The 23328-nt window shown below is 61.3% G+C and carries 26 protein-coding genes; 14 read left to right on the forward strand and 12 right to left on the reverse strand.

From position 1 onward, the window contains the following. Positions 1-261: 261 nt before the first annotated feature. On the reverse strand, positions 262-1140 hold the full coding sequence (locus tag ACI2I1_RS03465) for a LysR family transcriptional regulator (protein WP_404677917.1): 879 nt from the start codon (positions 1138-1140) through the stop codon (positions 262-264). 96 nt (positions 1141-1236) lie between these two features. Here ACI2I1_RS03465 and ACI2I1_RS03470 point away from each other — a divergent pair, with 96 nt between their 5' ends. The 8 genes from ACI2I1_RS03470 (at position 1237) to ACI2I1_RS03505 (ending at position 7195) form a co-directional block, all read left to right on the forward strand. Next, positions 1237-2046 carry a type 1 glutamine amidotransferase domain-containing protein gene (locus ACI2I1_RS03470; RefSeq protein ID WP_404677918.1) on the forward strand — a complete coding sequence of 270 codons (810 nt, stop codon included), beginning with the start codon at positions 1237-1239 and terminating at the stop codon, positions 2044-2046. 2 nt (positions 2047-2048) lie between these two features. Beyond that, positions 2049-2504 (forward strand): VOC family protein, encoded by a 456-nt coding sequence (locus tag ACI2I1_RS03475; protein WP_404677919.1) that lies wholly within the window; start codon positions 2049-2051, stop codon positions 2502-2504. Beyond that, positions 2504-3610 (forward strand): NADH:flavin oxidoreductase/NADH oxidase, encoded by a 1107-nt coding sequence (locus ACI2I1_RS03480; RefSeq protein ID WP_404677920.1) that lies wholly within the window; start codon positions 2504-2506, stop codon positions 3608-3610. Before ACI2I1_RS03475 ends, ACI2I1_RS03480 begins: the two co-directional genes overlap by 1 nt. Then, positions 3607-4758: an L-dopachrome tautomerase-related protein gene (locus tag ACI2I1_RS03485; RefSeq protein WP_404677921.1), complete on the forward strand. Its 1152-nt coding sequence runs from the start codon at positions 3607-3609 to the stop codon at positions 4756-4758. The genes ACI2I1_RS03480 and ACI2I1_RS03485 overlap by 4 nt, the downstream gene beginning before the upstream one ends. A 76-nt stretch (positions 4759-4834) precedes the next feature. Then, positions 4835-5575 carry an SDR family oxidoreductase gene (locus ACI2I1_RS03490; protein ID WP_067684716.1) on the forward strand — a complete coding sequence of 247 codons (741 nt, stop codon included), beginning with the start codon at positions 4835-4837 and terminating at the stop codon, positions 5573-5575. A 111-nt stretch (positions 5576-5686) separates the two neighbouring features. Beyond that, complete coding sequence (locus ACI2I1_RS03495) at positions 5687-5980, forward strand: putative quinol monooxygenase (RefSeq protein ID WP_265559212.1); 294 nt, start codon at positions 5687-5689, stop codon at positions 5978-5980. Positions 5981-6083: 103 nt separating this feature from the next. Continuing rightward, on the forward strand, positions 6084-6503 hold the full coding sequence (locus ACI2I1_RS03500; RefSeq protein ID WP_404677922.1) for a heme-binding protein: 420 nt from the start codon (positions 6084-6086) through the stop codon (positions 6501-6503). A 146-nt stretch (positions 6504-6649) separates the two neighbouring features. After that, the gene (locus tag ACI2I1_RS03505) at positions 6650-7195 is read left to right on the forward strand and encodes a type 1 glutamine amidotransferase domain-containing protein (RefSeq protein WP_404677923.1); all 546 of its coding nucleotides are present in this window, start codon (positions 6650-6652) and stop codon (positions 7193-7195) included. Between the two features lie 256 nt (positions 7196-7451). Here the strand turns inward: ACI2I1_RS03505 and ACI2I1_RS03510 are convergent, their stop codons facing one another. The 3 genes from ACI2I1_RS03510 to ACI2I1_RS03520 all read right to left on the reverse strand — a co-directional run bounded on the left by ACI2I1_RS03510 (position 7452) and on the right by ACI2I1_RS03520 (position 12458). Further along, positions 7452-10097 carry an excinuclease ABC subunit A gene (locus ACI2I1_RS03510; RefSeq protein ID WP_404678330.1) on the reverse strand — a complete coding sequence of 882 codons (2646 nt, stop codon included), beginning with the start codon at positions 10095-10097 and terminating at the stop codon, positions 7452-7454. Positions 10098-10289: 192 nt separating this feature from the next. Beyond that, positions 10290-11399 carry an S-(hydroxymethyl)glutathione dehydrogenase/class III alcohol dehydrogenase gene (locus ACI2I1_RS03515; RefSeq protein WP_404677924.1) on the reverse strand — a complete coding sequence of 370 codons (1110 nt, stop codon included), beginning with the start codon at positions 11397-11399 and terminating at the stop codon, positions 10290-10292. Between the two features lie 69 nt (positions 11400-11468). Then, entirely contained in the window at positions 11469-12458 is a 990-nt protein-coding gene (locus ACI2I1_RS03520; RefSeq protein WP_404677925.1) for a zinc-dependent alcohol dehydrogenase family protein, read from the reverse strand. Between the two features lie 138 nt (positions 12459-12596). Here ACI2I1_RS03520 and ACI2I1_RS03525 point away from each other — a divergent pair, with 138 nt between their 5' ends. The 3 genes from ACI2I1_RS03525 to ygiD all read left to right on the forward strand — a co-directional run bounded on the left by ACI2I1_RS03525 (position 12597) and on the right by ygiD (position 15083). Next, positions 12597-13175: a TetR/AcrR family transcriptional regulator gene (locus ACI2I1_RS03525; RefSeq protein ID WP_229735549.1), complete on the forward strand. Its 579-nt coding sequence runs from the start codon at positions 12597-12599 to the stop codon at positions 13173-13175. 75 nt (positions 13176-13250) lie between these two features. Continuing rightward, positions 13251-14081: an aldo/keto reductase gene (locus tag ACI2I1_RS03530; RefSeq protein WP_179407692.1), complete on the forward strand. Its 831-nt coding sequence runs from the start codon at positions 13251-13253 to the stop codon at positions 14079-14081. 150 nt (positions 14082-14231) lie between these two features. After that, entirely contained in the window at positions 14232-15083 is an 852-nt protein-coding gene (gene ygiD / locus ACI2I1_RS03535) for a 4,5-DOPA dioxygenase extradiol (RefSeq protein WP_404677926.1), read from the forward strand. 149 nt (positions 15084-15232) lie between these two features. Here ygiD and ACI2I1_RS03540 read toward each other — a convergent pair whose 3' ends face one another. Continuing rightward, positions 15233-15451 carry a hypothetical protein gene (locus ACI2I1_RS03540; protein ID WP_156501971.1) on the reverse strand — a complete coding sequence of 73 codons (219 nt, stop codon included), beginning with the start codon at positions 15449-15451 and terminating at the stop codon, positions 15233-15235. 2 nt (positions 15452-15453) lie between these two features. Further along, the gene (locus tag ACI2I1_RS03545) at positions 15454-15960 is read right to left on the reverse strand and encodes a hypothetical protein (protein ID WP_404677927.1); all 507 of its coding nucleotides are present in this window, start codon (positions 15958-15960) and stop codon (positions 15454-15456) included. A gap of 404 nt (positions 15961-16364) precedes the next feature. Here ACI2I1_RS03545 and ACI2I1_RS03550 point away from each other — a divergent pair, with 404 nt between their 5' ends. Next, entirely contained in the window at positions 16365-16493 is a 129-nt protein-coding gene (locus ACI2I1_RS03550; RefSeq protein WP_255362954.1) for a hypothetical protein, read from the forward strand. A 79-nt stretch (positions 16494-16572) separates the two neighbouring features. Here ACI2I1_RS03550 and ACI2I1_RS03555 read toward each other — a convergent pair whose 3' ends face one another. The 6 genes from ACI2I1_RS03555 to ACI2I1_RS03580 all read right to left on the reverse strand — a co-directional run bounded on the left by ACI2I1_RS03555 (position 16573) and on the right by ACI2I1_RS03580 (position 20470). Beyond that, positions 16573-17754, reverse strand: a complete 1182-nt coding sequence (locus ACI2I1_RS03555; protein WP_404677928.1) for a zinc-dependent alcohol dehydrogenase — start codon at positions 17752-17754, stop codon at positions 16573-16575. Positions 17755-18086: 332 nt separating this feature from the next. Continuing rightward, positions 18087-18881, reverse strand: coding sequence for an alpha/beta fold hydrolase (locus ACI2I1_RS03560; RefSeq protein WP_404677929.1), 795 nt, complete (start codon positions 18879-18881; stop codon positions 18087-18089). A gap of 281 nt (positions 18882-19162) precedes the next feature. Beyond that, positions 19163-19486 (reverse strand): DUF6961 family protein, encoded by a 324-nt coding sequence (locus tag ACI2I1_RS03565; protein WP_404677930.1) that lies wholly within the window; start codon positions 19484-19486, stop codon positions 19163-19165. After that, positions 19428-19793 (reverse strand): excalibur calcium-binding domain-containing protein, encoded by a 366-nt coding sequence (locus ACI2I1_RS03570; protein ID WP_404678331.1) that lies wholly within the window; start codon positions 19791-19793, stop codon positions 19428-19430. Before ACI2I1_RS03570 ends, ACI2I1_RS03565 begins: the two co-directional genes overlap by 59 nt. Positions 19794-19805: 12 nt before the next feature. After that, positions 19806-20153: a thermonuclease family protein gene (locus ACI2I1_RS03575; protein ID WP_404677931.1), complete on the reverse strand. Its 348-nt coding sequence runs from the start codon at positions 20151-20153 to the stop codon at positions 19806-19808. Positions 20154-20338: 185 nt separating this feature from the next. Further along, on the reverse strand, positions 20339-20470 hold the full coding sequence (locus tag ACI2I1_RS03580; RefSeq protein WP_404677932.1) for a hypothetical protein: 132 nt from the start codon (positions 20468-20470) through the stop codon (positions 20339-20341). 263 nt (positions 20471-20733) lie between these two features. Between ACI2I1_RS03580 and ACI2I1_RS03585 the strand changes: the two genes are divergently transcribed. Together ACI2I1_RS03585 and ACI2I1_RS03590 are read left to right on the forward strand one after the other, a co-directional pair. After that, complete coding sequence (locus ACI2I1_RS03585) at positions 20734-21363, forward strand: hypothetical protein (protein ID WP_404677933.1); 630 nt, start codon at positions 20734-20736, stop codon at positions 21361-21363. Positions 21364-21787: 424 nt separating this feature from the next. Further along, a complete protein-coding gene (locus tag ACI2I1_RS03590) occupies positions 21788-23065 on the forward strand; it encodes a hypothetical protein (RefSeq protein WP_404677934.1) in 1278 nt (425 codons plus the stop codon). The last annotated feature ends 263 nt before the right edge of the window (positions 23066-23328 follow it).

Here is a 23328-nt window from a genome sequence, read left to right on the forward strand (position 1 = left end):
CAGCTGGCTGCAAGCCTGCGCGCCTCTGATGGAATTTTCACCTTTCGGCGTCAGCCACCAAACTTCTCAAATGATAATCCTTCCCCTTTTTTGCGACCGAGTTGGCGCGGAGGCATTACCAGTCATTGATAGCGGCATTGCGCCCCACATCCGGCCGTTCGGCCTTGTCGCCGACGATCCCTAAAGCCGCCATTCGTTCCGCCAGCGCTCAACTGGTTCAGACCCGAAATTGCGCTGACGGCCCAGCAGGCGTGGCCACAATTATATTCGGAGTGCAGCAATCAGGGCGTCCCGAGCCATGGCCACGCGCGGGTGTCGCAGCGATGAGCGTGCCCAGACGAGGTAGTAAGCGTTGCGCGGCACCGTGACCGGGGCGGGTATCTCGACCAGCGTGCAGGCAGCGCGTTCGCTGCGGGTGAGATAGCCGGGCAGCACCGTCCAGCCGATGCCCGCGCACAATCCCGACCGTAGCACCCTCAAATCGGGCGCGGTCAAAGCGGGCTGGCTGGTCAGTTCGATCTGGTTTGCCTCGAGCCAGGTCCGCAGCAGCGGCCGGTCGAGATCGTAGGCGAGGTGAGCCGTCCGGTCGAGCCCGTTGGCCAGCGGCAATTCGGCAATACGGCTCGCCACAGCGGGAGAAGCTACGGCGCGCAGGTGTTCCTCGCTCAGCGCATGAAAGGCCAACCGCGGATCTTCGGGTTGCGAGGCGGTGAAGGCCAGGTGCACCTTGTCTTCGAGGAGCATGGTATAAAGCGCCTCGCGCCCGCCGATATGCAGGCGCAGGTCCAGCCCTGCTTCCAGCAGCGGAGCCAGTCGGGGCGTGATCATCTCTCCCAGCAGGTCCGACGGCGCGGCGATGTGGACCGTGCCCGAGATGCGCGACGATCGGGCCCGCGCGCTGGCCAGTGCCGATTCCGCCGTGTCGAGGCTGCTTCCGATAGAAGCCGCCAGATCGTCAGCAATCGTTGTTGGTCGAACACCCCGCGAATGGCGATCAAATAAGGGACGGCCCAATTGCGCTTCGAGTGAAGCGATGTGCTGCGACACCGCCGGTTGGGTGATGCCGATTGCCCGGGCCGCCTCGCTCAGTGAACGACGGCGGTAGACTTCGACGAAGGTGCGCAACTGCAGGAGGGACATTCCGGTTCCATAACCTGATTTATGGCCGTCCGCCATTCCCGCTGGATTTCATGATGACGTTCCCTGCGTATCTAAGCCGCCGAAAGGAACGATCGAATGCACAATCGCCGCCAACTGCTGAAAGCTCTCACCGCTGTCTTTGTGGCGGGTGCGGCTGCGCCGGGTGCGTTTGCTCGTGTCCCCGACATCAATGGAAAAGGACAATTGACGATGACCCGCATTCTCATGGTAGCCACCTCCGCCGACCGCATGACTCCCGGCACCGAACCGACGGGTGTCTGGCTCGAGGAACTTACCACCCCGTATTATGCCTTCCGCGATGCGGGCGCCGAGGTGACGCTGGCCTCGATCAAGGGCGGCGCCATCCCCGTCGACCAGCGCAGCGTCAACGCCGACGGCGAGAACGACGCTTCGGTCGAACGCTATCTGAAGGACGACGCCCTGAAGGCCGAGGTTGCCAGCACCCCTGTATTCACAAGCATCGATCCCGCCGGCTACGACGCGCTGTTCCTGCCCGGCGGCCACGGCACCATGTTCGATTACCCCGGCAGCGACGAACTGGCCCGCCTGGTCGAGCACTTCGACCGCGAAGGCAAGATCGTCGCCGCCGTCTGCCATGGACCGGCTGGACTGGTCTCGGCGAAGAAGGCCGATGGCTCGCCCTTCGTCGCCGATCGCCGTGTCGCCGGCTTCACCGACAGCGAGGAGCGCGCGGTCGGCCTCGACAAGGCGGTGCCGTTCCTGCTCGAAACGCGCCTCAAGGAACTTGGGGGCAAGCACGAGGGCGGCCCCGATTTTGCCCCGTTCGCCCTGCGCGACGGCAATCTGGTGACGGGCCAGAACCCCGCCAGCGCTACCCGCACCGCGGAACTCGTAATGGAAGCCCTCAAGGACAAGGTCGCCTGATCATGCGTTATCTCCACACCATGCTGCGCGTCGCCGATCCCGAGGCGGCGATCCGTTTCTTCACGCTGCTGGGTCTCAAGGAGACCCGGCGCATAGAGAACCAGGCCGGGCGTTACACGCTGATCTACCTTGCCGCCGACGAGGATTTCCGCGGCGACGGCGAGCAGGGCGATGCCGAGGTCGAGCTGACCTACAACTGGCCGCCCGAGGACGGCACTCCTGCCGAGACCTACACCGGGGGCCGCAACTTCGGCCATCTCGCCTACAGTGTCGATGACATCTACGAAACCTGCGCGCGGCTGCAAGCGGGCGGTGTGACGATCAATCGCCCCCCGCGTGACGGATACATGGCGTTCGTCCGCTCGCCGGACGGGATCTCGATCGAACTGCTGCAGAAGGGCGAACACAAGGGCCCGGCCGAACCCTGGGCCTCCATGCCCAACACGGGCGAATGGTGATGGCGAAATTGTTCGAACCGATCGAGGTTGGCGGGCTGCGGCTCGCCAACCGCATCGTCATCGCGCCGATGTGCCAGTATTCGGCAGTCGACGGCGCGATGACCGACTGGCACCAGATGCATCTCGGCCAGTTGGCGCTCTCGGGCGCGGGCGCGCTGACGATAGAGGCGACCGCGGTCAGCCCGGAAGGGCGCATCACCTACGGTGACGTCGGCCTGTACGATGATCGTACCGAAGCGGCGATGCGAAGCGTGCTCGAAAGTGTGCGCCGTTGGTCGGACATGCCGCTGATCATCCAGCTGGCCCATGCCGGCCGCAAGGCGAGCTGCGCCAAGCCGTGGCACGGCGGAACGCAGATCGCCCCCGATGCGGAGAATGGCTGGCAGACCGTGGCACCCAGCGCCATTGCCTTCGCTCCGGACGACAATCCCCCTGTCGAACTGGACGAGTCAGGGCTTGCCCGCATCCGGGAGGCGTTCGCGGATGCCGCCCGGCGCGCCGGCAGGTTGGGCATCGAAGCCATCCAGATCCACGCCGCGCATGGCTATCTGCTCCACGAGTTTCTTTCGCCGATCTCCAACCGGCGCGGCGACGACTACGGCGGCAGCCTCGACAACCGGATGCGGTTCCCGCTCGAAGTGTTCGATGCCGTGCGCGAAGCGTTTCCGGCCGACCGCCCAGTGACCGTCCGCGTTTCCGGGACCGACTGGGTTGAAGGCGGCTGGACAGCGGAGGAAAGCGCATTGCTTGCACAGGAGCTGGAGCGGCGCGGTTGTTCGGCAATCCACGTTTCCAGCGGCGGGCTCGACCCGCGCCAGCAGATCCCGGTCGGCCCCGGCTATCAGGTGCCGCTGGCCCGGACGGTCAAGGACGCGGTCGCTATGCCTGTAATCGCTGTCGGCTTGATCACCGATCCGCAGCAGGCGGAGCGCATTCTCGAAGACGGGCATGCCGACGCCATAGCGATTGCCCGCGCTGCGCTATGGGATCCGCGCTGGCCCTGGCACGCTGCCGCTGCGCTCGGTGCATCGGTCAAGGCACCGCCGCAATACCTCCGGTCCGAGCCCCACGAAGCGGGCCGTAGTCTCAAGGAAATGATCGCATGAAAATCTCCGTCAAACTGCTTCTTGCCGCTGGCGCCGCTCTCACACTCGCCGCCTGTGCGACAACCCGCGAGGGTGCATCCGCGCCTCAAATCGAACAGGTCGCGACCTTCGATGGCGCGATGCCGACTGGCGTGACCGTCGCCCCTAACGGGCGCATTTTCGTCAACTTCCCGCAATGGGGCGATAACGCGCCGTTCACGGTTGCCGAGCTGGTCGACGGCAAGGCGGTGCCTTATCCCGACGCCGCGATCAACCAGCCCGATCCGGCCGACCCGGCTGGGCATTTCATCTCGGTGCAGAGCGTAGTGGCAGATGGCGCCAATCGCCTGTGGGTGCTCGACACGGCGGCGCCCAAATTCTCTCAACCACAGGCCGGCGGTGCAAAGCTGGTGGCAATCGACCTCGCGACCGACCGGGTGGTGAAGACGATCGTCCTGCCGCCCAGCGTGGTGCTGCCCACGACCTACCTCAACGACGTGCGCTTCGATCTGCGTCAGGGCGCCGAGGGCGTCGCCTACATCACCGACAGCAGCAACGCCGGTGTCGGCGGCATCATCGTCGTCGATATCGCCAGCGGACGTGCGATCCGGCGCCTGTCGAACCATGCGACGACCAACCCCGAGCCCGGCTTCACCCCGGTTGTCGACGGCGCGGTGCTCATGAACCGTCCCGCCGATGGACCCGCGACGCCGGTAACAATCGCGAGCGACGCAATCGGGCTTAGCGCCGACGGCAGCCTGCTGTATTACGGTCCACTGTCCGGCCGCACGCTGCACGCGGTCCCCACGGCCATGCTGCGTGACCCCGCGGTGTCCGAGGAGGAACTGGCCCGCGCGGTACGCAGCCTGGGGCGCAAAGGCGCCTCGGACGGGATTGCCGAAGACGACCGGGGCCGCGTGTTCGCCGGCGATTACGAGAACAACGCGATCCGCGTGCTCGACCAGGGCCGCTGGACGACGGTAGTCAGCGACCCCCGCATCAGCTGGCCCGACACACTGTCGATCGGCACCGACGGCTATCTCTACTTCACTGCCAACCAGCTCCACCGCCAGCCCGGCTTTCACGGCGGACGGGATTTACGCAGCAAGCCTTACGAGCTGCTCCGCATCCGGGTGGGCGCCGGGCCCGTCCTCTTGCGCTCACAGTGATCCCATCAGGCCGGGCAGGCTCGCGCGGGGCCGCGATCCGGCAAAAAATCAACAACTGACTTGAAGGAATGCAATCATGACAAAGGGTATCGAAGGCAAGGTCGTTCTCATTACCGGCGGCAGCAGCGGCATCGGCGCGGAAACTGCGCGTCTTCTCGCGGAACGCGGCGCGAAGGTGGCGATCGCCGCGCGTCGCAAGGACAGGCTCGACGAGGTCGTCGCTGACATCGCCGCAAACGGTGGCACGGCACGTAGCTACGCGCTGGACGTGACCGACAAATCGGCGGTCCAGTCCGTCGTCGCCGCAATCATTGCCGACTTCGGCCGCCTCGACGTGCTGATCAACAATGCCGGGCTTATGCCGATCCGTCCGATGGCCGAGGTCAACACCGACGAGTGGGACCAGATGATCGACGTCAATCTGAAGGGTACGCTCTACGGCATCGCGGCGGCCCTTCCCGGTTTTCTCGAGCAGGGCAGCGGTCACATCATCAACCTGAGCTCGGTTGCGGGCATCAAGGTCTTCGCACCGGGCGGCACGGTCTACTCCGGCACCAAGTTTGCCGTCAGCGCGATCAGCGAAGGCTTGCGCCACGAGGTGGGGGAAAAAGTCCGGGTCACGTCAATCGAGCCTGGAGCTGTCGAAAGCGATTTGAAGTTCACGACATCAGGCACGGCTGCCGAAACGGTGCTGGACTTCTACAAGCAGGCCATCCCGACGGCATCGGTGGCGCGTGCTATCGCGTTCGCTGTCGAACAACCTGATGACGTCGACATCAACGCGATCGTCATCCGGCCGACCGCACAGGAGTTCTGATTTCGACGAGGAGGCGGCGCCGGGTGTGCTCCGCCTCTTAGGGAACGTGCCGGCCCGCTCGTCCGTTAGTTTGCCGAACAATATCTGTCCGTTTCACTTGAGGAGTCACTTATGCCCAAACTTGCCCTGTATGTACCGCTGAAGGCCAAGCCCGGAAAAGAGCGCGATGTCGCCGATTTCCTGACCTCGGCATTGCCGCTCGTTCAAGCTGAGCCGGGCACTCAGACCTGGTACGCGATCGAGGAAGGTCCCGGTGCGTACGCGATCTTCGACACGTTCGAGACAGAGGAGGATCGCCAGGCCCATCTCGACGGCAAGGTTGCCGCCGCACTGATGGAAAAGGCAGACGAACTGTTTTCCGAACCGCCGCAGATTCACAAGTTCACCCTGCTGGCCGCGAAATAGCGGAGCGGTCGGCACCCTAGCACGTCGCTCTCGCCCGCGGGGGGGACCCGCGCGCGGCGGCGTGCACTGAACAGCTTTCCCCGAACTGTCCAAAGAGGACGCCATGCGCACCATCCAGTCACTCGACCTGAACGACACGCGGACGATCATCGATGCGGGGATCGCGGAGGCCGAGCGGATCGGCAGCCCGTCGAACATCGCGGTGGTGGACGCGGGCGGCTGCCTCCTGGCGTTCGCGCGGATGGATGATGCGTGGCGCGGCAGCGTCGACATCGCGATAAGCAAGGCGTGGACGGCGCGCGCGTTCGACGTCGAGACCAAGGCGCTGGCGAAGCTCGCCCAGCCGGGCGCCGACTTCTACGGCATCCATGCCTCCAACGACGGCAAGGTGATGATCTTCGCCGGGGGCGTGCCGATCAAGGACGGCGAGACGGTGATCGGCGCCGTGGGCGTGTCGGGCGGCAACGGCAAGCAGGATCAGGGCGTGGCCGAGGCAGCGGCGCAGGCGTTCGCGCGCAGCTGAGCCTTGGAGCGCGGCGGCACCGGCTCAGTCGACGGCGGCGGGCTCGGGCGCCTTCAAGCATTTCGACGAGCACGATGCTGGTTGGACGAAGGTCGTGCTCAAGCCGGGCACCTGACCTTAATCTTGGACAGAATAGGAGATAAATTATGACTTTAGAAGGCAAATCGGTCGCCATTCTGATCGCACCCCGCGGGACGGAAGAACCAGAATTCTCGAAGCCCAAGCAAGCTGTCGAGGACGCTGGTGGCAAAGTGACCGTGGTCAGTTTTGAATCGGGCAAGGCTCGCACAGTCAATGGCGATCTCGACGAGGGCGGCAGCTATACTATCGACAAGACGTTTTCCGATGTCAAAGCCGACGATTTCGACGGACTTGTCGTGCCCGGAGGGACCGTCGGTGCCGACAAGCTGCGCGGCAGCGACGAGGCAATCGGTTTCATCCGGGCTTTCTTCGATCAGAAAAAACCTGTCGCGGCTATATGCCATGCACCCTGGACATTGATCGAGGCGGACGTGCTCAAGGGTCGCACCTTGACGTCCTACCCGACGCTGAAGGTCGATATCGAGAACGCCGGCGGTACATGGACCGATGAGAAAGTCGTGGTCGACAACGGGCTTGTTACCAGCCGCGATCCCGATGATTTGCCCGCCTTCTGTGCCAAACTCGTCGAGGAAATCGCAGCAGGGAATTAAGACGGGGCGTTTCGACGAACCACGTGAGGGCCATCTCCATGGATAAGGTCTGCACAAAGCAAGCGTGGCGGATGGCCAGCGATTGGCCGTCCGCCACGCCGCGTATCACACGAACATGGCCCACCTCACGGGCAATCGAACCCTGAGCCGCGTCAATCCGCGGTGACACCTCGCCGGCTCTCGCATCCAGAATCGACCCATTCCAGCGTGGGTTTGAGGTGCACCTGATCGACGTGCCTTCGACCAGATTTACGACCTACAGCGCCGCCTTGAGATAGCGGGCGGTGAGGCTGCCTTCCGCTTCCGCAACGACGTCAGGGACGCCGCTGGCAACGATACGGCCCCCATCTTCCCCGGCCCCCGGTCCAAGGTCGATGATCCAGTCCACCTGTGTGATGGCGCGCATGTCATGTTCGACGACCACGACGGTATTGCCGGCGTCTACGAGGCCCTGCAGGTGTTGCATCAGCCGGTCGCTGTCGGAGGGATGAAGCCCCGAAGTTGGCTCGTCGAGGATGTAGATGGTGTTGCCGCGTTGAGCGCGTTGCAGTTCAGTCGCCAGCTTGATGCGCTGCGCCTCCCCCCCAGACAGCTCGGTCGCCGGCTGACCGAGCCTCAGATAGCCAAGACCGATCTCTCGCAACACATCGAGGGAGCGCATCACAGATGCCTCGCCAGCGAAGAAATCGCACGCATCGTCGACCGTCAGTTCGAGCACCTGGGCGATATTGCGCCCGTTCCATTCGACTTCGAGCGTTTGCGGGTTGTAGCGAGAGCCATGACAGGTCGAGCACGGGGCAAAAACGCTCGGCAGGAACAGCAGCTCCACCATGACGTATCCCTCGCCCTCGCACACAGGGCAGCGGCCTTGCGCAACGTTGAACGAGAACCTTCCCGGGCTGTAGTGCCGCCGGCGGGCGAGCGGCGTATCAGCGAAGATCCGTCGCACATGGTCGAACATGCCGCTGTAGGTGGCCAGGTTCGAGCGCGGCGTGCGACCGATCGGTTTCTGATCGACCCGCACCAGCCTGCGAACATGCTCCATGCCTGCGACAATGCGTCCTTCAGTGTCGTTCTGCGCAACATCGAGCAGCGGATCGATATCCTCCTCCTCGGCCACGGGGGAGCCGCCGAGGTGTTCCGTGACGAGCTCGGGCAGCGCCTGACTGACAAGACTGGATTTGCCCGATCCCGAGACGCCGGTGACAGCGGTGAAGCAGCCGATGGGAAACTTTACGTCGAGACCATGGAGATTGTTCCGCCTGATCCCTTCCAAGCGTAGCCATGCCTTGGGATCGCGCGGTGTGCGCTCACTGCGGAGCGGCTCTGCGAACAGGTAGCGGCGGGTGATCGAAGTCTCGACGTCGGCAAGCCCCTCTATCGGCCCGCTGTAGAGGACTTCACCGCCCTTTTCCCCGGCTCCTGGCCCGACATCGACAAGCCATTCCGCGCGGCGGATCACGTCGAGATCATGTTCGACGACGAACAGGGAGTTACCCGCCGCCTTGAGACGCTCGAGGATGGTGAGCAAGGCTTCGCCATCTGCCGGGTGCAACCCTGCCGAAGGCTCGTCAAGCACATAGACCACGCCGAAAAGCTGTGACGACAATTGCGTGGCAAGCCGCAAGCGCTGCAGCTCTCCGGAGGAGAGCGTCGGCGTGCTGCGGTCGAGCGAAATGTAGCCAAGGCCAAGATCGATCAGCGGATCCAGCCGCTCGATCAATTCGCAGGCAAGGCGTTGGGCGGCGACCCGCTTCTCGTCGGAGAGATTGGGCGTGCGGCGTACGTCGGGCGCAGCCTTGTGCGCCGAACCTCCTGCCGCGACTCGCCGTTCGACCGCCGCATCGCGGGCCGCCTTGCCGAGGACATGGCCCTTCGGGACCGCCGCGGCGCCCCCGTATTCGCCATGCGCGACGGGCGTGAGCAAATCCCGGAGTTTCAACACCGTCAGGTCGCCGAACTCGGCAATGTCAAGGCCCGCGAACTTCACGGACAGGGCTTCGCGCTTCAGGCGCTTGCCGTCGCAGGTCGGGCAATCGCGGCCGATGATATATTGCGAGACGCGCTTCTTCATCAGCGCGCTTTTAGTGTTGGCGAAGGTTTCCAGCACATAACGGCGCGCGCCGGTGAAGGTGCCCTGGTAGCTCGGCTCCATGCCGCGCTTGAGCGCCGTCCGGGTCTGTGCGGGCGTCAGGCCCGCATAGACCGGCACCGTCGGTGCCTCTTCAGTGAAGAGGATCCAGTCGCGATCCTTTTTCGGCAGGTCGCGCCACGGCGTATCGACGTCATAGCCGAGCGAAACGAGGATATCGCGCAGGTTCTGGCCATGCCAGGCGGTCGGCCAGGCGGCGATCGCCCGGTCGCGAATGGTGAGGCTGTCGTCAGGAACCATGGTCTCTTCGGTCGCGTCATAGACGCGCCCGATGCCGTGACAGGTCGGGCAGGCGCCGGCGACCGTGTTGGGGGAGAAATCCTCCGCATAGAGCATGGGTTGATGGCGCGGATATTCGCCGACGCGGGAATAAAGCATCCGCACCAGGCTTGAGATCGTCGTCACGCTGCCGACCGAGGATCGCGCGTTGGCCGAGCCGCGCTGCTGCTGCAACGCGACCGCAGGCGGCAAACCGTCGATCGCGTCGACCTCCGGCACGCCGGCCTGGTCGATCAGGCGACGGGCATAGGGCGCAACCGATTCCAGATAACGTCGCTGGGCTTCGGCATAAAGGGTGCCGAATGCGAGCGATGACTTGCCCGAGCCCGATATGCCGGTGAACACCACGAAGGCGTCGCGCGGTACATCGACGTCAATATTTTTGAGATTATTCTGGCGCGCGCCGCGAACCTGCACGCAATCGGGCGGCCCTGCATGCCTATGATCGGTGGCCGGCGTCGTCGCGTGAATATCCTTGCTCTTCACTTCAGTCTTCCTGCCTTATTCGCCCGTGGGCCCGTGGTTCATCACGGTCGGGCAAAAGATGAATGCATCGCGACGCGTTGCCCATTTGCCAGAGGGCGCGTCATCATGGCCGGGGTCGGGCCATGATGACGGCTGAGTTGTCGATCCGAGCGCTTCGCGCCGCTTCGGATCGGTGGGTCAGTAGTGAATGACTGAGCGGATCGACTTGCCTTCGTGCATCAGTTCGAAGGCCTCGTTGATCTCCTCCAAACCCATCGTGTGGGTTACGAACGGGGCCAGATCGATATCGCCTTTCATCGCGTCCTCGACCATGCCGGGGAGCTCTGTCCGTCCCTTGACACCGCCGAAAGCGGACCCCTTCCATACGCGGCCCGTGACGAGCTGGAATGGGCGGGTGGAGATTTCCTCGCCCGCGCCGGCAACGCCGATCACGATCGACTGACCCCAGCCACGGTGCGCTGATTCAAGCGCGGCGCGCATGACGTGGACGTTGCCGATGCACTCGAAGGTGTGATCGATACCCCAGCCCGTCATCTCGATCAGCACTTGCTGGATGGGCTTGTCATGATCCTTGGGGTTGATGCACTCGGTCGCACCGAACTGGCGTGCCAGCTCGAACTTGGACGGATTGGTGTCGATGGCGATGATGCGACCCGCCTTCGCCTGGCGCGCACCCTGAATCGCCGCGAGGCCGATGCCGCCGAGGCCGAACACGGCGACCGAGTCTCCGGGCTGGACCTTGGCGGTATTGTGGACTGCGCCGATGCCGGTCGTGACGCCGCAGCCGAGCAGGCAGACGTGTTCGTGGTTTGCCTCGGGATTGATCTTGGCGAGCGAGACTTCGGCGACGACAGTATATTCACTGAAGGTTGAACAGCCCATGTAATGATAGAGGGGCTGACCATTGTACGAGAAGCGGGTGGTCCCATCGGGCATCAAGCCCTTGCCCTGCGTTTCGCGGACAGCGACGCACAGGTTGGTCTTGCCCGACAGGCAGAAGTCGCACTTGCCGCATTCGGCGGTGTAGAGCGGAATCACGTGATCGCCCGGCACGACGCTGGTGACGCCTTCACCGACCTCGACAACGATGCCCGCGCCCTCATGGCCCAGAACCACCGGGAAAACACCCTCCGGATCACTCCCCTCCAGCGTGTACGCGTCGGTGTGGCACACACCGGTGTGCGTCACCCGTATGAGGACTTCGCCTTTTTGCGGTGGGGCGACATCGATTTCGACGATTTCGAGGGGCTTGCCGGCCTCGAAGGCAACAGCGGCGCGAGATTTCATGTTGGGATACCTTCGTTGAGTTAAACTGATTGGTGGTGCGAGTCCGTTGCGTCAGCGCCGCTATGCCGGTCAGACCGTAACGACGACCTTGCCGATCTGGTCGTTCGATTCAAGGAAGCGGTGCGCGTCCTGGATGGCGTCGAGCGGGAAGGTGCGCGCGATCCGCGGCTTGAGCGCGCCCGATTCCAGACCCGCCACGATGAACGCCTTGGCGCGATCGAGGGCGGCATCGTCCGAGACGATCTCGCTGTAGAGATACCCCTTGAGCGTGAGGCTCTTGCCCAGCACGGAGAACAACGGGAACGGCGTCGGCTCGTCGCTGAGCGCGCCATATTGGAGCAGGATGCCGCCGCGTGCCATGCTCTCGGTCAGTGGCTCGAACGACGGTCCTCCGACCGGATCGAGCACCACGCGCGCACCCTGACCATCGGTTATCTCCATCACCCTCGCTACCAGGTCCTCTTCCTCGGTCGCGACGACATGATGTGCGCCGGCATCGATCAGGGCCTGGCGCTTGGCGCCGGTACGCGTCGTCGCGATTACCGTCGCGCCGACCATCCGCGCAATCTGGAAGGCAGCAAGGCCGACGCTGCTGGAAGCAGCTGTGACGATGACGAAATCGCCCTCGCCGAGCTTCGCCTGCTCCACCAGTGCACCCCAGGCGGTGACATATTGCATCCACACGGCCGCCGCTTCCTCGAACGACAGCGCCGCCGGATGCTTGACGACGAGGCGGGCGGGCACGTTGGCGACCTCGCCATAAGTGCCCCAGCGCGCGATATCGAGCGGGGGGATGACGCTGACGGCGTCGCCTTCCGCAAACCCGGTCACGTCCGCGCCGACCGCAGCGACAGTGCCGGCAGCCTCATAGCCAAGGCGGCTCGGGAACTCGGCTTCCTGAAGGTAGGCATGGTTGCGGAACATTACCTCGGCGCGGTTTATGCCAATCGCCTTCACCGCGATCTGCACCTCGTCGGCCGCGGGCGCGGGTACTGCCACATCTTCAATTTTGAGGACGTTGGCGTCGCCATATTCGTGGATACGGACGATACGGCTCATTGGAGACTCCTTGATTATTGAATGATCGTTCTGTAAGCGGGTAGACCACCAGTTTCAAGATATTATTTATCGATCGTTCCATATCGTGCACCAGAGATGACAGAGACGAAAGCCCGTCGCCGCGCAGGTCGCCCTCGAGTGTTCGACACTGACGCTGCGCTTGACAAGGCGGTGCGGCTGTTCTGGCAGCGCGGCTACGAGGCGACATCGATGGCCGATCTGGTGGCGGAGACTGGCGTCGCCGCTGCCAGTCTCTATGCAGCGTTTGACAACAAGGCGGGGCTGTTTGCGGCGGTGATCGAGCGCTACGCCGCAACGTTCAGCGTCCACCTCTATGCACCCATCAACGATCCGGCGTTGTCCACTTACGAGGCCGTCAAGGGCCTGCTGGAACGAGCGGCGTCATCATTCTCGGAACCTGGAACGCCGGCCGGCTGCTTCATGTATTCGGCAGCGGCAGCCGTTTCGCCGGCGTCCGCCGCCATCGAATGCCTGCTGCGCGACAAGCGTATCGCGGCGGAGGCCCTCCTGATCGAGCGTCTGCGACGCGGCGCCGCACAGGGCGAGCTTGCGGCCAACACCGATCCGGCCGTGCTAGGCAAATTCATCAATACGGTCATGGAAGGCATGTCCGTTCAGGCGCGCGACGGCGCTACGATCGACGAACTGCTCTCCATTGCCAAAATGGCACTCGATCGATGGCCGGCCGCGATATGATCGTTACATGGTGGTCATCTGCCAATCCGCCTTCCGCGACTGAACAATCGAACTCATCTCATAGGACGAAAGCACATGAAACACGTGACATTGCCCGGCGGGGAAGTGGTTCCTTCAATGGGTCAAGGCACCTGGAAGATGGGCGAACGTCTCGAGCGCCGATCCGATGAGATCGCCGCGCTGCGCGCCGGTGTCGAACTGGGAATGACGCTCATCGATACGGCCGAAATGTACGGCGATGGTGCGGCGGAAACGCTGATATCCGAGGCGCTGGGCAGCGTTCGCGACCAGTTGTTCCTCGTCAGCAAGGCATATCCGCAGAACGCATCGCGCTCCCGCCTTGCCGGTGCGTGCGAGGCGAGCCTGAAGCGGCTCGGCACCGACCGGCTGGACCTCTACCTTCTCCATTGGCGGGGATCGGTGCCGCTCGCTGAGACAGTGGAGGCATTGGAGGCGCTCAAATCGGCAGGAAAGATCCGACACTGGGGTGTCAGCAATCTCGATACCGACGATATGGAAGAACTTGTCGCTGCGGGCGGGAATGGCTGCGTGACCGATCAGATCCTCTACAATCTGGTCCGGCGAGGCCCCGAATTGGACCTGCTGCCGTGGCTCGCCGAGCATAACATACCGGTTATGGCGTATAGTCCAGTCGAGCAGGGACGACTTTCTACCCACCCCGCTCTCGACAAAATTGCAGCCGAGGTTGGCGCAACCCCCGTGCAGGTCGCACTTTCGTGGACGTTGCGGCAAGATGGTCTCATCGCAATCCCGAAAGCGAGTTCAGTCGCCCATGTGCGCGAGAACCGCGCGGCCGCCGATATCGTTCTTTCCGACGCTCAGCTTGCGACACTCGACGCGGCATTTCCCAGGCCACGCGACCGCCGTCCACTCGAGATGCTTTAGCATCAGATGACGATATTATCGCTCGAAGGAACAGAACCCAAACCGGATCGGCGGTGGAAGCCGAATTTAAACTCGTTGAGCCTGCCACTGGCGCGTGAAGTATCCTTCGCAAGCCTTCGCGCAGCAAGGTGAACCACTAGGAGTCTTTTTATGGATCGGATGCCCGCACTCTTTATCGGCCACGGAAGCCCGATGAACACGCTCGAGAGCAATGGCTACACCTCGGCCTGGCGGGCATTGGGGCCTGAGTTGCCCCGCCCCAAGGCGATCCTCGTGGTTTCTGCACATTGGTATTTCGGTGCCACGGCGGTGACGGCCATGGCACGCCCTCGCACAATCCACGATTTCTACGGTTTCCCACAGGAGCTGTTCGACTTTGAATATCCGGCCAAGGGCGATCCGGACCTCGCGAAAGAGATCGTTGAGCTGGTGAAGCCCGAGTGGGTGGGTCTCGACCAGGATCAGTGGGGTCTCGATCACGGAACGTGGTCGGTGCTCGCCCACCTCTACCCTGAGGCCGACATCCCGGTGGTGCAGCTCTCGATCAACGCGCTCAAGCCGCTGAGCTATCATCTTGACCTTGGCGCAAGACTGGCAGCCTTGCAGGACCGCGGCGTCCTGGTGGTCGCTAGCGGAAATGTCGTTCACAACCTCCGAGCCGTGCGCTGGAACCAGCCCGATTTTGCGTTCGACTGGGCAGAGCGTTTCGACGAAGCAGCGGTTAACCAACTGGCAAAAAACCCGGGCGATCTGCTGCGCCTCGTGGAGCATCCCGATTATGCCGCGGCGGTTCCCACTCCCGACCATTTCGTTCCGCTGCTTTATCTTGCCGGAATGGCGGTTGCCCGCAACGAAACCCTTGATCCGCTGGTGCGCGGCTATTCGATGGGTTCAGTGTCCATGACCTGTTACGGTCTTGGCACTGAAGGTTTGGCATGCTCCGAAAAAACGGGCGCGGCCAACTTGCCGAGTGATGTGCCGGCCGACCAGACGAATACATGATCCCTCGGCACACGGGGGACAGGCATGATGAAGTCAGGACGGAAGATACGAAACGTCGGAGTTCGTCTTGATCCTCGAAGACGGGAACATGTCGGAATCCTGGCTCTGCCCTCTCGGCTCGCGAAGTCGCGCCTAATGATTTTGCCTTCCTAAAGGGCGTGTTCAACCGAACTGACGAGGATCATGCCGCGGGTTTTCTCGATCATCAGCTGTGGGCGCTGCGCACAAGCCTCGACCAAGACGCAATAATCGTCCCCCTCTTTGTCGATGACGGTACGATAGACAGTTACACCCTGTAGCGACATGAGGTCGAGCACACGCAAAGGCATGTCGAGCGAGCCGACCCCGCGAATAAGAAATCGGTCCACGGTCACGCAGCGACAGCGAGTTCGTCAGGCGCGTCCAGCGAGGCTTTGGCGATCCGCTGCCGAGCCAATTGATCTACAGCGGTTTGTGGCGCGACTCCGTGCGTTTTTCCGTGGGTGAACACGTCTGCCAGACGATCTGCGGTCGCTTCCACCCGTGCGTTCGAATCTGCTTGGGGCCAGCCCAGATATTTCGCGGCGACGTTGATGATTCCTCCTGCGTTCACGACGTAGTCAGGCGCGTAAAGAATATCGCGCTCGGCAAGACGGTCGCCGTCCTCCGTAGTGGCCAGCTGATTGTTGGCAGCCCCGCGGACCACCTTCGCCCGCAATTTGCCCGCCGCCACTTCGTCGATCACGCCGCCCAGCGCACAGGGAGCGAATATGTCCGCCTTGGCCGAGAGAATGTCGGCGGCACCAACGACGGTGCCGCCGGTTGCGATGGCAAAGCGCGCTGCCGCGGCGGCGTTGACATCGGACACCAGCAATTGCGCCACTGCCTGATGCAGCATCTGCGCGAGTGCGGCGCCAAGGTGACCGACGCCTCGAATGGGGATCGGGCAGTCGGACAGTGGCCGATGCAGCCTTCTGTGGGCGGCAAGCTACATCGAAGGAAAGACCCCCCGTGCGGTCCATGGCGATGGATCGCCGCCGACGCTATCAGCTTCCAGCGGTAACCCGGCGACATGGGCCGTATGTGTTCGCACCAGCGCCATGTCTTGGGGGGTCGTACCGACATCCTCTGCCGTGACGTACTGCCCATTCGCCGCCGCTGCCTGTTACCCTTTTCATCCTTTTACGATGCCGAAGGACCAAAGGACGCTAAAGGCCGTATCTGGTTCGACCACCCCGATGGCGACAAGCCCCTATGCACCGGTATCTAGCGCGACAGCGACGAATGGGGCGTAGCTATTCGATGACCATCACCGACGCTTCGAAAGAGGCCTTGCGCTTCTACAACCAGAAGCCGGTCATCCTCATACCCGCCGATCGCTGGCTCGATCACAACCGCACCGACGCCGCGGCGGCCCGCCGACCTTATTGAGACGAACTCACGATCGATCAGACGTCCGATCCTTGGCGCGAGGGTTAGCTCATTCAGTTTCAGATAACCGGTACCTGAATCATAGCTCCTCCGGTTTCATCACGCATTTGATGCAGCCATCGTGCTTGTCGCGGAAGGTCTTGTAGAAATCCGGGCCGTCCTTGAGGTCGCCGCGATGGGTGATGATTTCCGACAGGTCGATCTCACCGGCTTCCACCCGCTTAAGCAGCGGCGCGAGATAGCGTTGCATGTGTGTCTGTCCCGATTTCATGGTGAGCCCCTTGTTCATGAAAGGCCCGATCGGGAACGTCACCTTATCGGCATAGACGCCGGGGACGGACAGCGTCCCGCCCTTGCGCACCGACATGACCATTTCCTGCAGCGCAAACGGCTGGTCGGACATGCCGGTGGTGTGCAGCTCGACCTTGTCCTTGATATCGCCCAGCACGCCGTGCCCGTGGGCCTCAGCGCCGACCGCGTCGATGCCTGCATCCGGTCCCCGGCCACCCGTCATCTCGTCTAGCGCCTCCTTGACGTCGGTCTGGCTGTAATCGATGGTTTCGGCTTTGCCGTAGCTCGCGGCGAGTGCCAGCCTTTCAGGCACTCGGTCGATCACGATGACACGTTCCGCTCCCATCATCCACGCGCTGCGCACTGCGAACTGGCCGACCGGTCCTGCTCCCCACACCGCAACGGTTTTGCCCTTTTCATCGCCGATGGCGTTTTCCGCCGCCATCCAGCCAGTCGGAAAGATGTCGGACAGGAACAGCACCTTGTCGTCCGGCAGGTCGTTTTCCAACTTGATCGGACCGACATCGGCGTGGGGAACCCTGACATATTCTGCCTGACCGCCGGAATAGCCACCGGTCAGATGGGAATAGCCGAAAAGTCCGGCAGGAGCGTGGCCCATGGCCGCGCGCGCGTTTTCCGCGGTGCGATTGGTCGTATCGCACAGAGAATACATTTCGCGCTGGCAGAACCAGCATTCGCCGCAGGATATGGTGAAGGGCACCACCACCCGGTCGCCGACCTTCAACCTTTTGACATCCGCACCGACCTCGACGACTTCGCCCATGAATTCGTGGCCCAAGATATCGCCCTGTTTCATCTTGGGAACGACACCATCCATCAGATGCAGGTCGGAGCCGCAGATCGCGGTCGAACTGACCTTGAGAATGCAGTCCCGGGAATCCTCGATGCGAGGATCGTCGACCGTTTCGCAGCGGATGTCGTTCGTTCCGTTCCAGACTAATGCGCGCATATTTGGGCCCTTTTCGATGAATTCGGTTATTCCTTCTACCCTTTCAAACCCCAGGAGTTCCTAGTCTGGCAGATGTTAGACGGCCATTGGGTTGGGATCGACCGAGGCGTTTTTTACGCTTTGCTTGATGCCATCGATCGAGTTGCCGAAATGGGACTGACAGCACCATCACAATTGACTGTCCTCTCAACCTGCAATGACACCAGTAGTTTGTCATCGCTTGCAAGTGCTTATGCCGGTGCCAGGCTTCTTCAATGGTAGCGTGCTTGACACACCTCGCGGCATCGGAAGCGATGACTGAAGGGCGGAAATCTAGATTATCCGGCGAATGTCTATGCTCTACGATACTGCTGCCAGGACCGAAGATCCTCTTCCGACCCAAAAAAGATGGCGTGAGCGCGGAGGCGAGCTCTGCTGTGCGCTTTTTCGAATACTAACCAGCTTACCGGAGCATCATCCAGAGTCCTAGCGATCCGTGGCATCGAGAATGACGCGGATCGCTTAATCTGGTCGATCCCACATAGGGAAGTGTCCGCTGCGCTCGAACCAGTGCATTGTCGCTTCCGGGTAGGCAGCTTTCGCGCGGCTGGCCTGCTGCGGCAGACACAGGCGATCCTTGTGACCTGGCCGACGACCACCCGGGTCGACCGGGTCGCAGGGCCTTCCTGCATCTGGCCAGGGGCAAGGTCCTTCACCAACGAGTCGAACGTAGGCGTATCGGCAAACGACTGCAGTTCATTCAAGACTAAACCGGGATCGAGCGCCCGAGGTCTTGCGGAAAGCTGCGGCATAGATCCAGTCCGGCCGGTGACATTTGGCGTGAGGGCGGGAAGCGCCGGTCGCAAAGCCCGTACCAGTGCAATCGATGCCGTTATGGTGGTCCGGAAGAACGTCCGCTCCCACCCTTGCCAGAAGCCGCCCGGGTCCAGGGCGACGACTGAGCCGGCGCGACCGCGCCGCGCCATCTCGAGCACAAGCCCGGCGCCCAAGGAGATGCCGACCATGTCGATCCCTGTAAAGTTCTCTTTGATGAGCCAATCGTCCAGGCTCCGCGCCAGCCCTTCGAACCTACCGCTGTCGGCCTGTGCGGGGGCTTGCCCATGGCCAGGCAGTTCCAGGATAATCACCTCCCTCGCCTGGGCGAGGGCAGGCGAGATCGTATCCCAAGACCGACGGCTCCCCCCAAGCCGTGGACGAGCAGATGGGTTTTCTGCAGCCTAGTCGCGTGTGAAGTATGCTCATGCAAAGGTAACGCGTCACAAGGACTTAGGTCCCCCCCGCCCCGAATGTCGACATAGTCAATAAAGTCGATAAGAACGGACAGTCCGCTCTGGGGACGGTAGCCGAGCGGCTGCTTTTCCGAATTTCGACCCTATCAGCAGACAGTTTGGAATCGGCCCCAAAGAAGTCAGTTTGGAGCTGCGGCGACACTGCTTCGCAATTCCACAAACTTGCGCGCCACGTCCATCCATAGCTGCTTGCCGCCTTTGTCTCCGATCTCTTCGAAATGCAGTACGCGCTCGGTGATGAAGTGTTCACCGTCCTCGCCATGTTCGCGGTCTACCCAGAGCGCCATAGCCCATAACTCTTGTTCTCGCGTCACGCTCACTATCGCACCGTCATCGTTGGCTTGTGTTACGGCTTTCCGCTTAGGCAGGCCGAGAAAAATGGTGTTACTCGCACCCGATACCGTCGTTGTCCCGATCGAGATGTCGACTGTAGCCTGGCTCACCGCGACGAACCGGAGCTGCTCCAGCTGCTCGTGCTGCTGCGCAGTTCGGATAGTAGGTATCGCCGGACCGGGCGGGTTGCGATGACATCCCAGCCTTTGGCCCGCGATGACAATGCCTGCCGCCGTTTTTGCGATCGTTGTGACAACCATCGGCAGCTAACCCGCCAGGGTGAGCCTCTACAGCTTGAGGCGACAAAATCGTCAGAGCGAATGCGATAAATGCCGCAAGCTGCAACGCGGCAAGCAGGCTGGCTTCGAGATAGATAGCGAGGCTTGGCTTTGCCTCTTTGTCACACCACTCCCGCATAACCACTTCTCCCTAGCACCATGGCTCTCGGCGGCCGGACCAAGTGCTTGCCAATCCTTCAGCCACAAGCTGTCCGCCTATCGAGTGGCCCGAGCGATTTAGCACCGCCAGCGTTCGACCGTAGCGATCGGTGCCAGAGCGGCTTATTTCGAACGGACCAGCATTCAGAAGCTCGACAAGCCGGTTACGTGCACGAAGCGCCAACTTTCGCTCAGTGTCACACTTTCCATTCAATTCCGGCGTATCGATGTCGGCGATGCGGATTTTCTCGCCATCAAGCCAGACTGTGTCGCCGTCAAGGACGCAGTGGTCGCGGGGACCGGGAGAACACACGGCGAGAGCGGCAGCAATCAAGAGCATGTGACTGGCTTAACCGCACTTTCCTAATTTTCCTACTCGGAACAAATATGGAACAAGCGCGATCTCGATTCGGAGATAACTATGATAGTTCTTGATGCACCTATGGTAGCCGCCTTCGCTGCTCTGCTTACCGCCTGTTCCGCACTAGTCTGGGCAGTGAGGCGAAAGCCGTGAGTAGCAAACGGCTAGATGACATCGGTGATTTTCGCCGGCACGGATACAGCCTCCGCGTCGATTGCCGCACCTGCAAGCGTGCGGCCATTCTCGACCCCAGCAGCCTCGTCGTACTCTGCGACAAGAAAGGATGGTCGAGACAAGCGGCCTCTGTCGAGGCCCGATTGCGCTGCTCCGGCTGCGGTTCGAAGGACGTTCGATGCGGTCCCGGTTTCGCCACTTAAACCAATGGCTGATGGCGCGAGAATTCTAATCTTCTCTTGACCCGACAGTTTTTCGAATGACCGCTACCGGAAGCCGTGGCTGACAGCTCGACAGCCATCCTCGACCACGCTTTCCATCTTTCTCCGCTTTTCATCCTATAATGCACATAGACCTACATGGTTACCATGGTTCGCAGCGGTTCATGACCATTGCCCTTATGCACAACAAGTGGATCCGCGCGCGTGAGGCGCGGTCGAATGATAAACGGAGCTCAACGATGAGAGAATTTAATGCATCAGATGACCACTGGGCAAAGGCCGCCCCTGTTTCTCCTGAACTCGAAATGGGTGACTTGTTGGAGCAAATCCTGATCAGATATGCAGCCGTGGCTGAAGGCACGCTGCAGGAGGCGAAGGTGCTGCAGGCCCGGAGAAGGCGAGATGAGGATGCTCGCAAACGGAGCCTGAGTGCCAAGTTTGTGACCACGCCGAACTCCTCCCAGATTTACTCGAGAAGGACGACAATTTTGCGTGAGATGGCGCTGATCCGGCCCCTCGTTCTCGAATTGCTGGAGCGGATCGCGACTGTGGAACTGGCACGCATCGAGCTGCGAGAATACACCGAATCTGAGGAGGCGGTGCGGCGAGAGCGAGACCGCACAGGGTCTGATCACAAGCTCCCTAAGCCGACTTTGGATTTTGTCGATACCCTCTTTCATAACTTTCGGATTGACGGAGCTACACTCTCCAGTCTCGAAAGCGAAGACTATGAGGCGATCGCTGACATCGTTCGTCAGCGCCACGCAGAGATTGCCCCAGACTTCTACAAATAGCAGCCACACGCTCGAGTGAGTGGGCGTCCTTTCCTTGCCTGCCGGAGCAACCGTCGAAGCGGTGCGGTGGCCCTGGCGGCGTTGCCGACACGAACCCTAAGGGTTCGCAAAAGCAAAAGTGGTTCCCCACTTTTGCGGTATTGCGCCAATACTATCGGCACGCCGATCCTCTTCAGCTTTGCACGCGAATGCCGCTCACGTTGCACGCGATGAGTGCTCGTGTGGCACGCGAAAATCGACTGGGCTCAGGGATGAAGGCACGCGAAATTCGGCCGCGTCAAAAAAATCCGCGAACCGCGCCGCTTTGTTGGCGAACTTTCCTATAACGTAATCAGGCGACGCCTGCATTTCAGCAGGCGGCGGAGAAAACGGCCGATCGCCTGAACTTTTGTACGAATAGAAAGGAAATGATGTGACGGGTGCTGTGACCGCTGTCTTCGAAGAACTACTCAACAAGGAGACCCTACAGGCCTTCGAAGATGCATGGCCAAAAGACCCGCAGGTCGCAAGAGCCGAGGCTGCAAACATTGCGGCGATTTTGGCAGACCCAAACGGTGATCAGAACGCGCAATTCTTGATCAAGCTCGCGCACGCACTGATCGAGACTTACCCCTGCCCGCTCGCATGGATTTCGGCCCTCACTGACGAAGGCGCCATGGAGCTCAGGCGCGCGTCGAGGCATGCGAAAGATATACCGAGTGCAAGTCGCGCAATCGTGAACAAATTGCGCGCTATTCACACCAAGGAGCGTCAGCTAAAACCGAACGAGAGTTCGGCTTCGTTGGATCGCGATCGAGTTCGTCTGCGCATGCTCACGGCTGCCACTCTTCTACTGAAGTTTAGGCAACTCATCGGGCCGGTTGCCGCGATCGGGCCCGGCTGGACCTTAATGTGCGCGCTTGGTGAAACCAAGGACAAAACATTACAACGCAAGCTCCACGCGCACGGCGCAAATCGCGAGTTTCGCCGGGCATTGTATGATGCTGTGTGCGAAGCGACGGACCGTTGGATCAATCTGAACGAGTTAGACTCTTCCGTGACCTTATCACGAGCCGCTCTGTGGAAACGCACGGTCCCCATCGGTGTGGATGTGATGGGATTTTTTGGCGACGGAAGCCTCAGGAAATATCGATCGGAACTATTTGCTGAACTCGGTCTTGAAGTAAGCCCGCCAAAGACGTCGCTACATCTCGCTGAGGCCGATGCAGCAATTATCCGCAGTGCGCTACCAAAGCGTGCTCCCGAACAACGCTATTCTTATCTCGCGGATGAAGCGGCGCATGCTCCAGCGGAAGATTATTTTACTCACCATGGAAATCGGCTGAGAGCGATGATGCCGACGTTGATGAAACAGGAAAACAATAACAACAGGCGGATGCTAGCCGCTCGCTCGCTTGCGAGAAAGATCGAAAGAGATGGTCGCCTCCCCGCTGATCAAACCGAGCAAGATCAATTAGAAATTGAGATAGAGAATTGGGTCTTTAAGGGAGACCCTCCACCGGCATGTATGCGTTTTAAAGACTCTCATTTGTTCGAAGAAGACGCCTGCCGAGCTTTCCTGTCTGTCAACGAATGGCCAGGTCTCGCGACGTGGCGGCATTTTTGGTTTTTTCAGGATGATCCCACTGAAAATACCTCAATCCAAGACGTTCTTTCTGATTTGCAAAAAATCCGCGCCCCCTTCCCAATGGCCCGATATTGAACCCAGCAATTATCCTCCATAACGGTTAGGAACTTAGTATCCGCAACCCTTGAAGCAGTGTCTGTATTGGGGCCGTAAGCGGTCGGGCTGCTATTGGCGCTTAGAACGGTAAACCGGCCATCGGACTTCGCGCGTTAGCTTCTTATAGATTAGTTCTTGGACTTCTGTCCTTTTCTACTTCAGTGTCAGCCGCCGAAGCGGGTTCCAAATCGCGATCCAGTTCTTCTGCTTTGTCCGTGATCTGCTCTTGCGCAGCTTCGTAG

The sequence above is a fragment of the Qipengyuania sp. NPDC077563 genome, from assembly GCF_044901345.1.
GTDB classification, from domain to species: Bacteria; Pseudomonadota; Alphaproteobacteria; order Sphingomonadales; family Sphingomonadaceae; genus Qipengyuania; species Qipengyuania aestuarii.

Coding starts and splice junctions, on each gene's coding strand:
- ACI2I1_RS03465 (WP_404677917.1), bottom strand. CDS start 1,140: ATGTCCCTCCTGCAGTTGCGCACCTTCGTCGAAGTCTACCGCCGTCGT.
- ACI2I1_RS03470 (WP_404677918.1), top strand. CDS start 1,237: ATGCACAATCGCCGCCAACTGCTGAAAGCTCTCACCGCTGTCTTTGTG.
- ACI2I1_RS03475 (WP_404677919.1), top strand. CDS start 2,049: ATGCGTTATCTCCACACCATGCTGCGCGTCGCCGATCCCGAGGCGGCG.
- ACI2I1_RS03480 (WP_404677920.1), top strand. CDS start 2,504: ATGGCGAAATTGTTCGAACCGATCGAGGTTGGCGGGCTGCGGCTCGCC.
- ACI2I1_RS03485 (WP_404677921.1), top strand. CDS start 3,607: ATGAAAATCTCCGTCAAACTGCTTCTTGCCGCTGGCGCCGCTCTCACA.
- ACI2I1_RS03490 (WP_067684716.1), top strand. CDS start 4,835: ATGACAAAGGGTATCGAAGGCAAGGTCGTTCTCATTACCGGCGGCAGC.
- ACI2I1_RS03495 (WP_265559212.1), top strand. CDS start 5,687: ATGCCCAAACTTGCCCTGTATGTACCGCTGAAGGCCAAGCCCGGAAAA.
- ACI2I1_RS03500 (WP_404677922.1), top strand. CDS start 6,084: ATGCGCACCATCCAGTCACTCGACCTGAACGACACGCGGACGATCATC.
- ACI2I1_RS03505 (WP_404677923.1), top strand. CDS start 6,650: ATGACTTTAGAAGGCAAATCGGTCGCCATTCTGATCGCACCCCGCGGG.
- ACI2I1_RS03515 (WP_404677924.1), bottom strand. CDS start 11,399: ATGAAATCTCGCGCCGCTGTTGCCTTCGAGGCCGGCAAGCCCCTCGAA.
- ACI2I1_RS03520 (WP_404677925.1), bottom strand. CDS start 12,458: ATGAGCCGTATCGTCCGTATCCACGAATATGGCGACGCCAACGTCCTC.
- ACI2I1_RS03530 (WP_179407692.1), top strand. CDS start 13,251: ATGAAACACGTGACATTGCCCGGCGGGGAAGTGGTTCCTTCAATGGGT.
- ygiD (WP_404677926.1), top strand. CDS start 14,232: ATGGATCGGATGCCCGCACTCTTTATCGGCCACGGAAGCCCGATGAAC.
- ACI2I1_RS03545 (WP_404677927.1), bottom strand. CDS start 15,960: ATGCTGCATCAGGCAGTGGCGCAATTGCTGGTGTCCGATGTCAACGCC.
- ACI2I1_RS03550 (WP_255362954.1), top strand. CDS start 16,365: ATGACCATCACCGACGCTTCGAAAGAGGCCTTGCGCTTCTACAACCAG.
- ACI2I1_RS03555 (WP_404677928.1), bottom strand. CDS start 17,754: ATGCGCGCATTAGTCTGGAACGGAACGAACGACATCCGCTGCGAAACG.
- ACI2I1_RS03570 (WP_404678331.1), bottom strand. CDS start 19,793: ATGCGGGAGTGGTGTGACAAAGAGGCAAAGCCAAGCCTCGCTATCTAT.
- ACI2I1_RS03575 (WP_404677931.1), bottom strand. CDS start 20,153: ATGCTCTTGATTGCTGCCGCTCTCGCCGTGTGTTCTCCCGGTCCCCGC.
- ACI2I1_RS03585 (WP_404677933.1), top strand. CDS start 20,734: ATGACCATTGCCCTTATGCACAACAAGTGGATCCGCGCGCGTGAGGCG.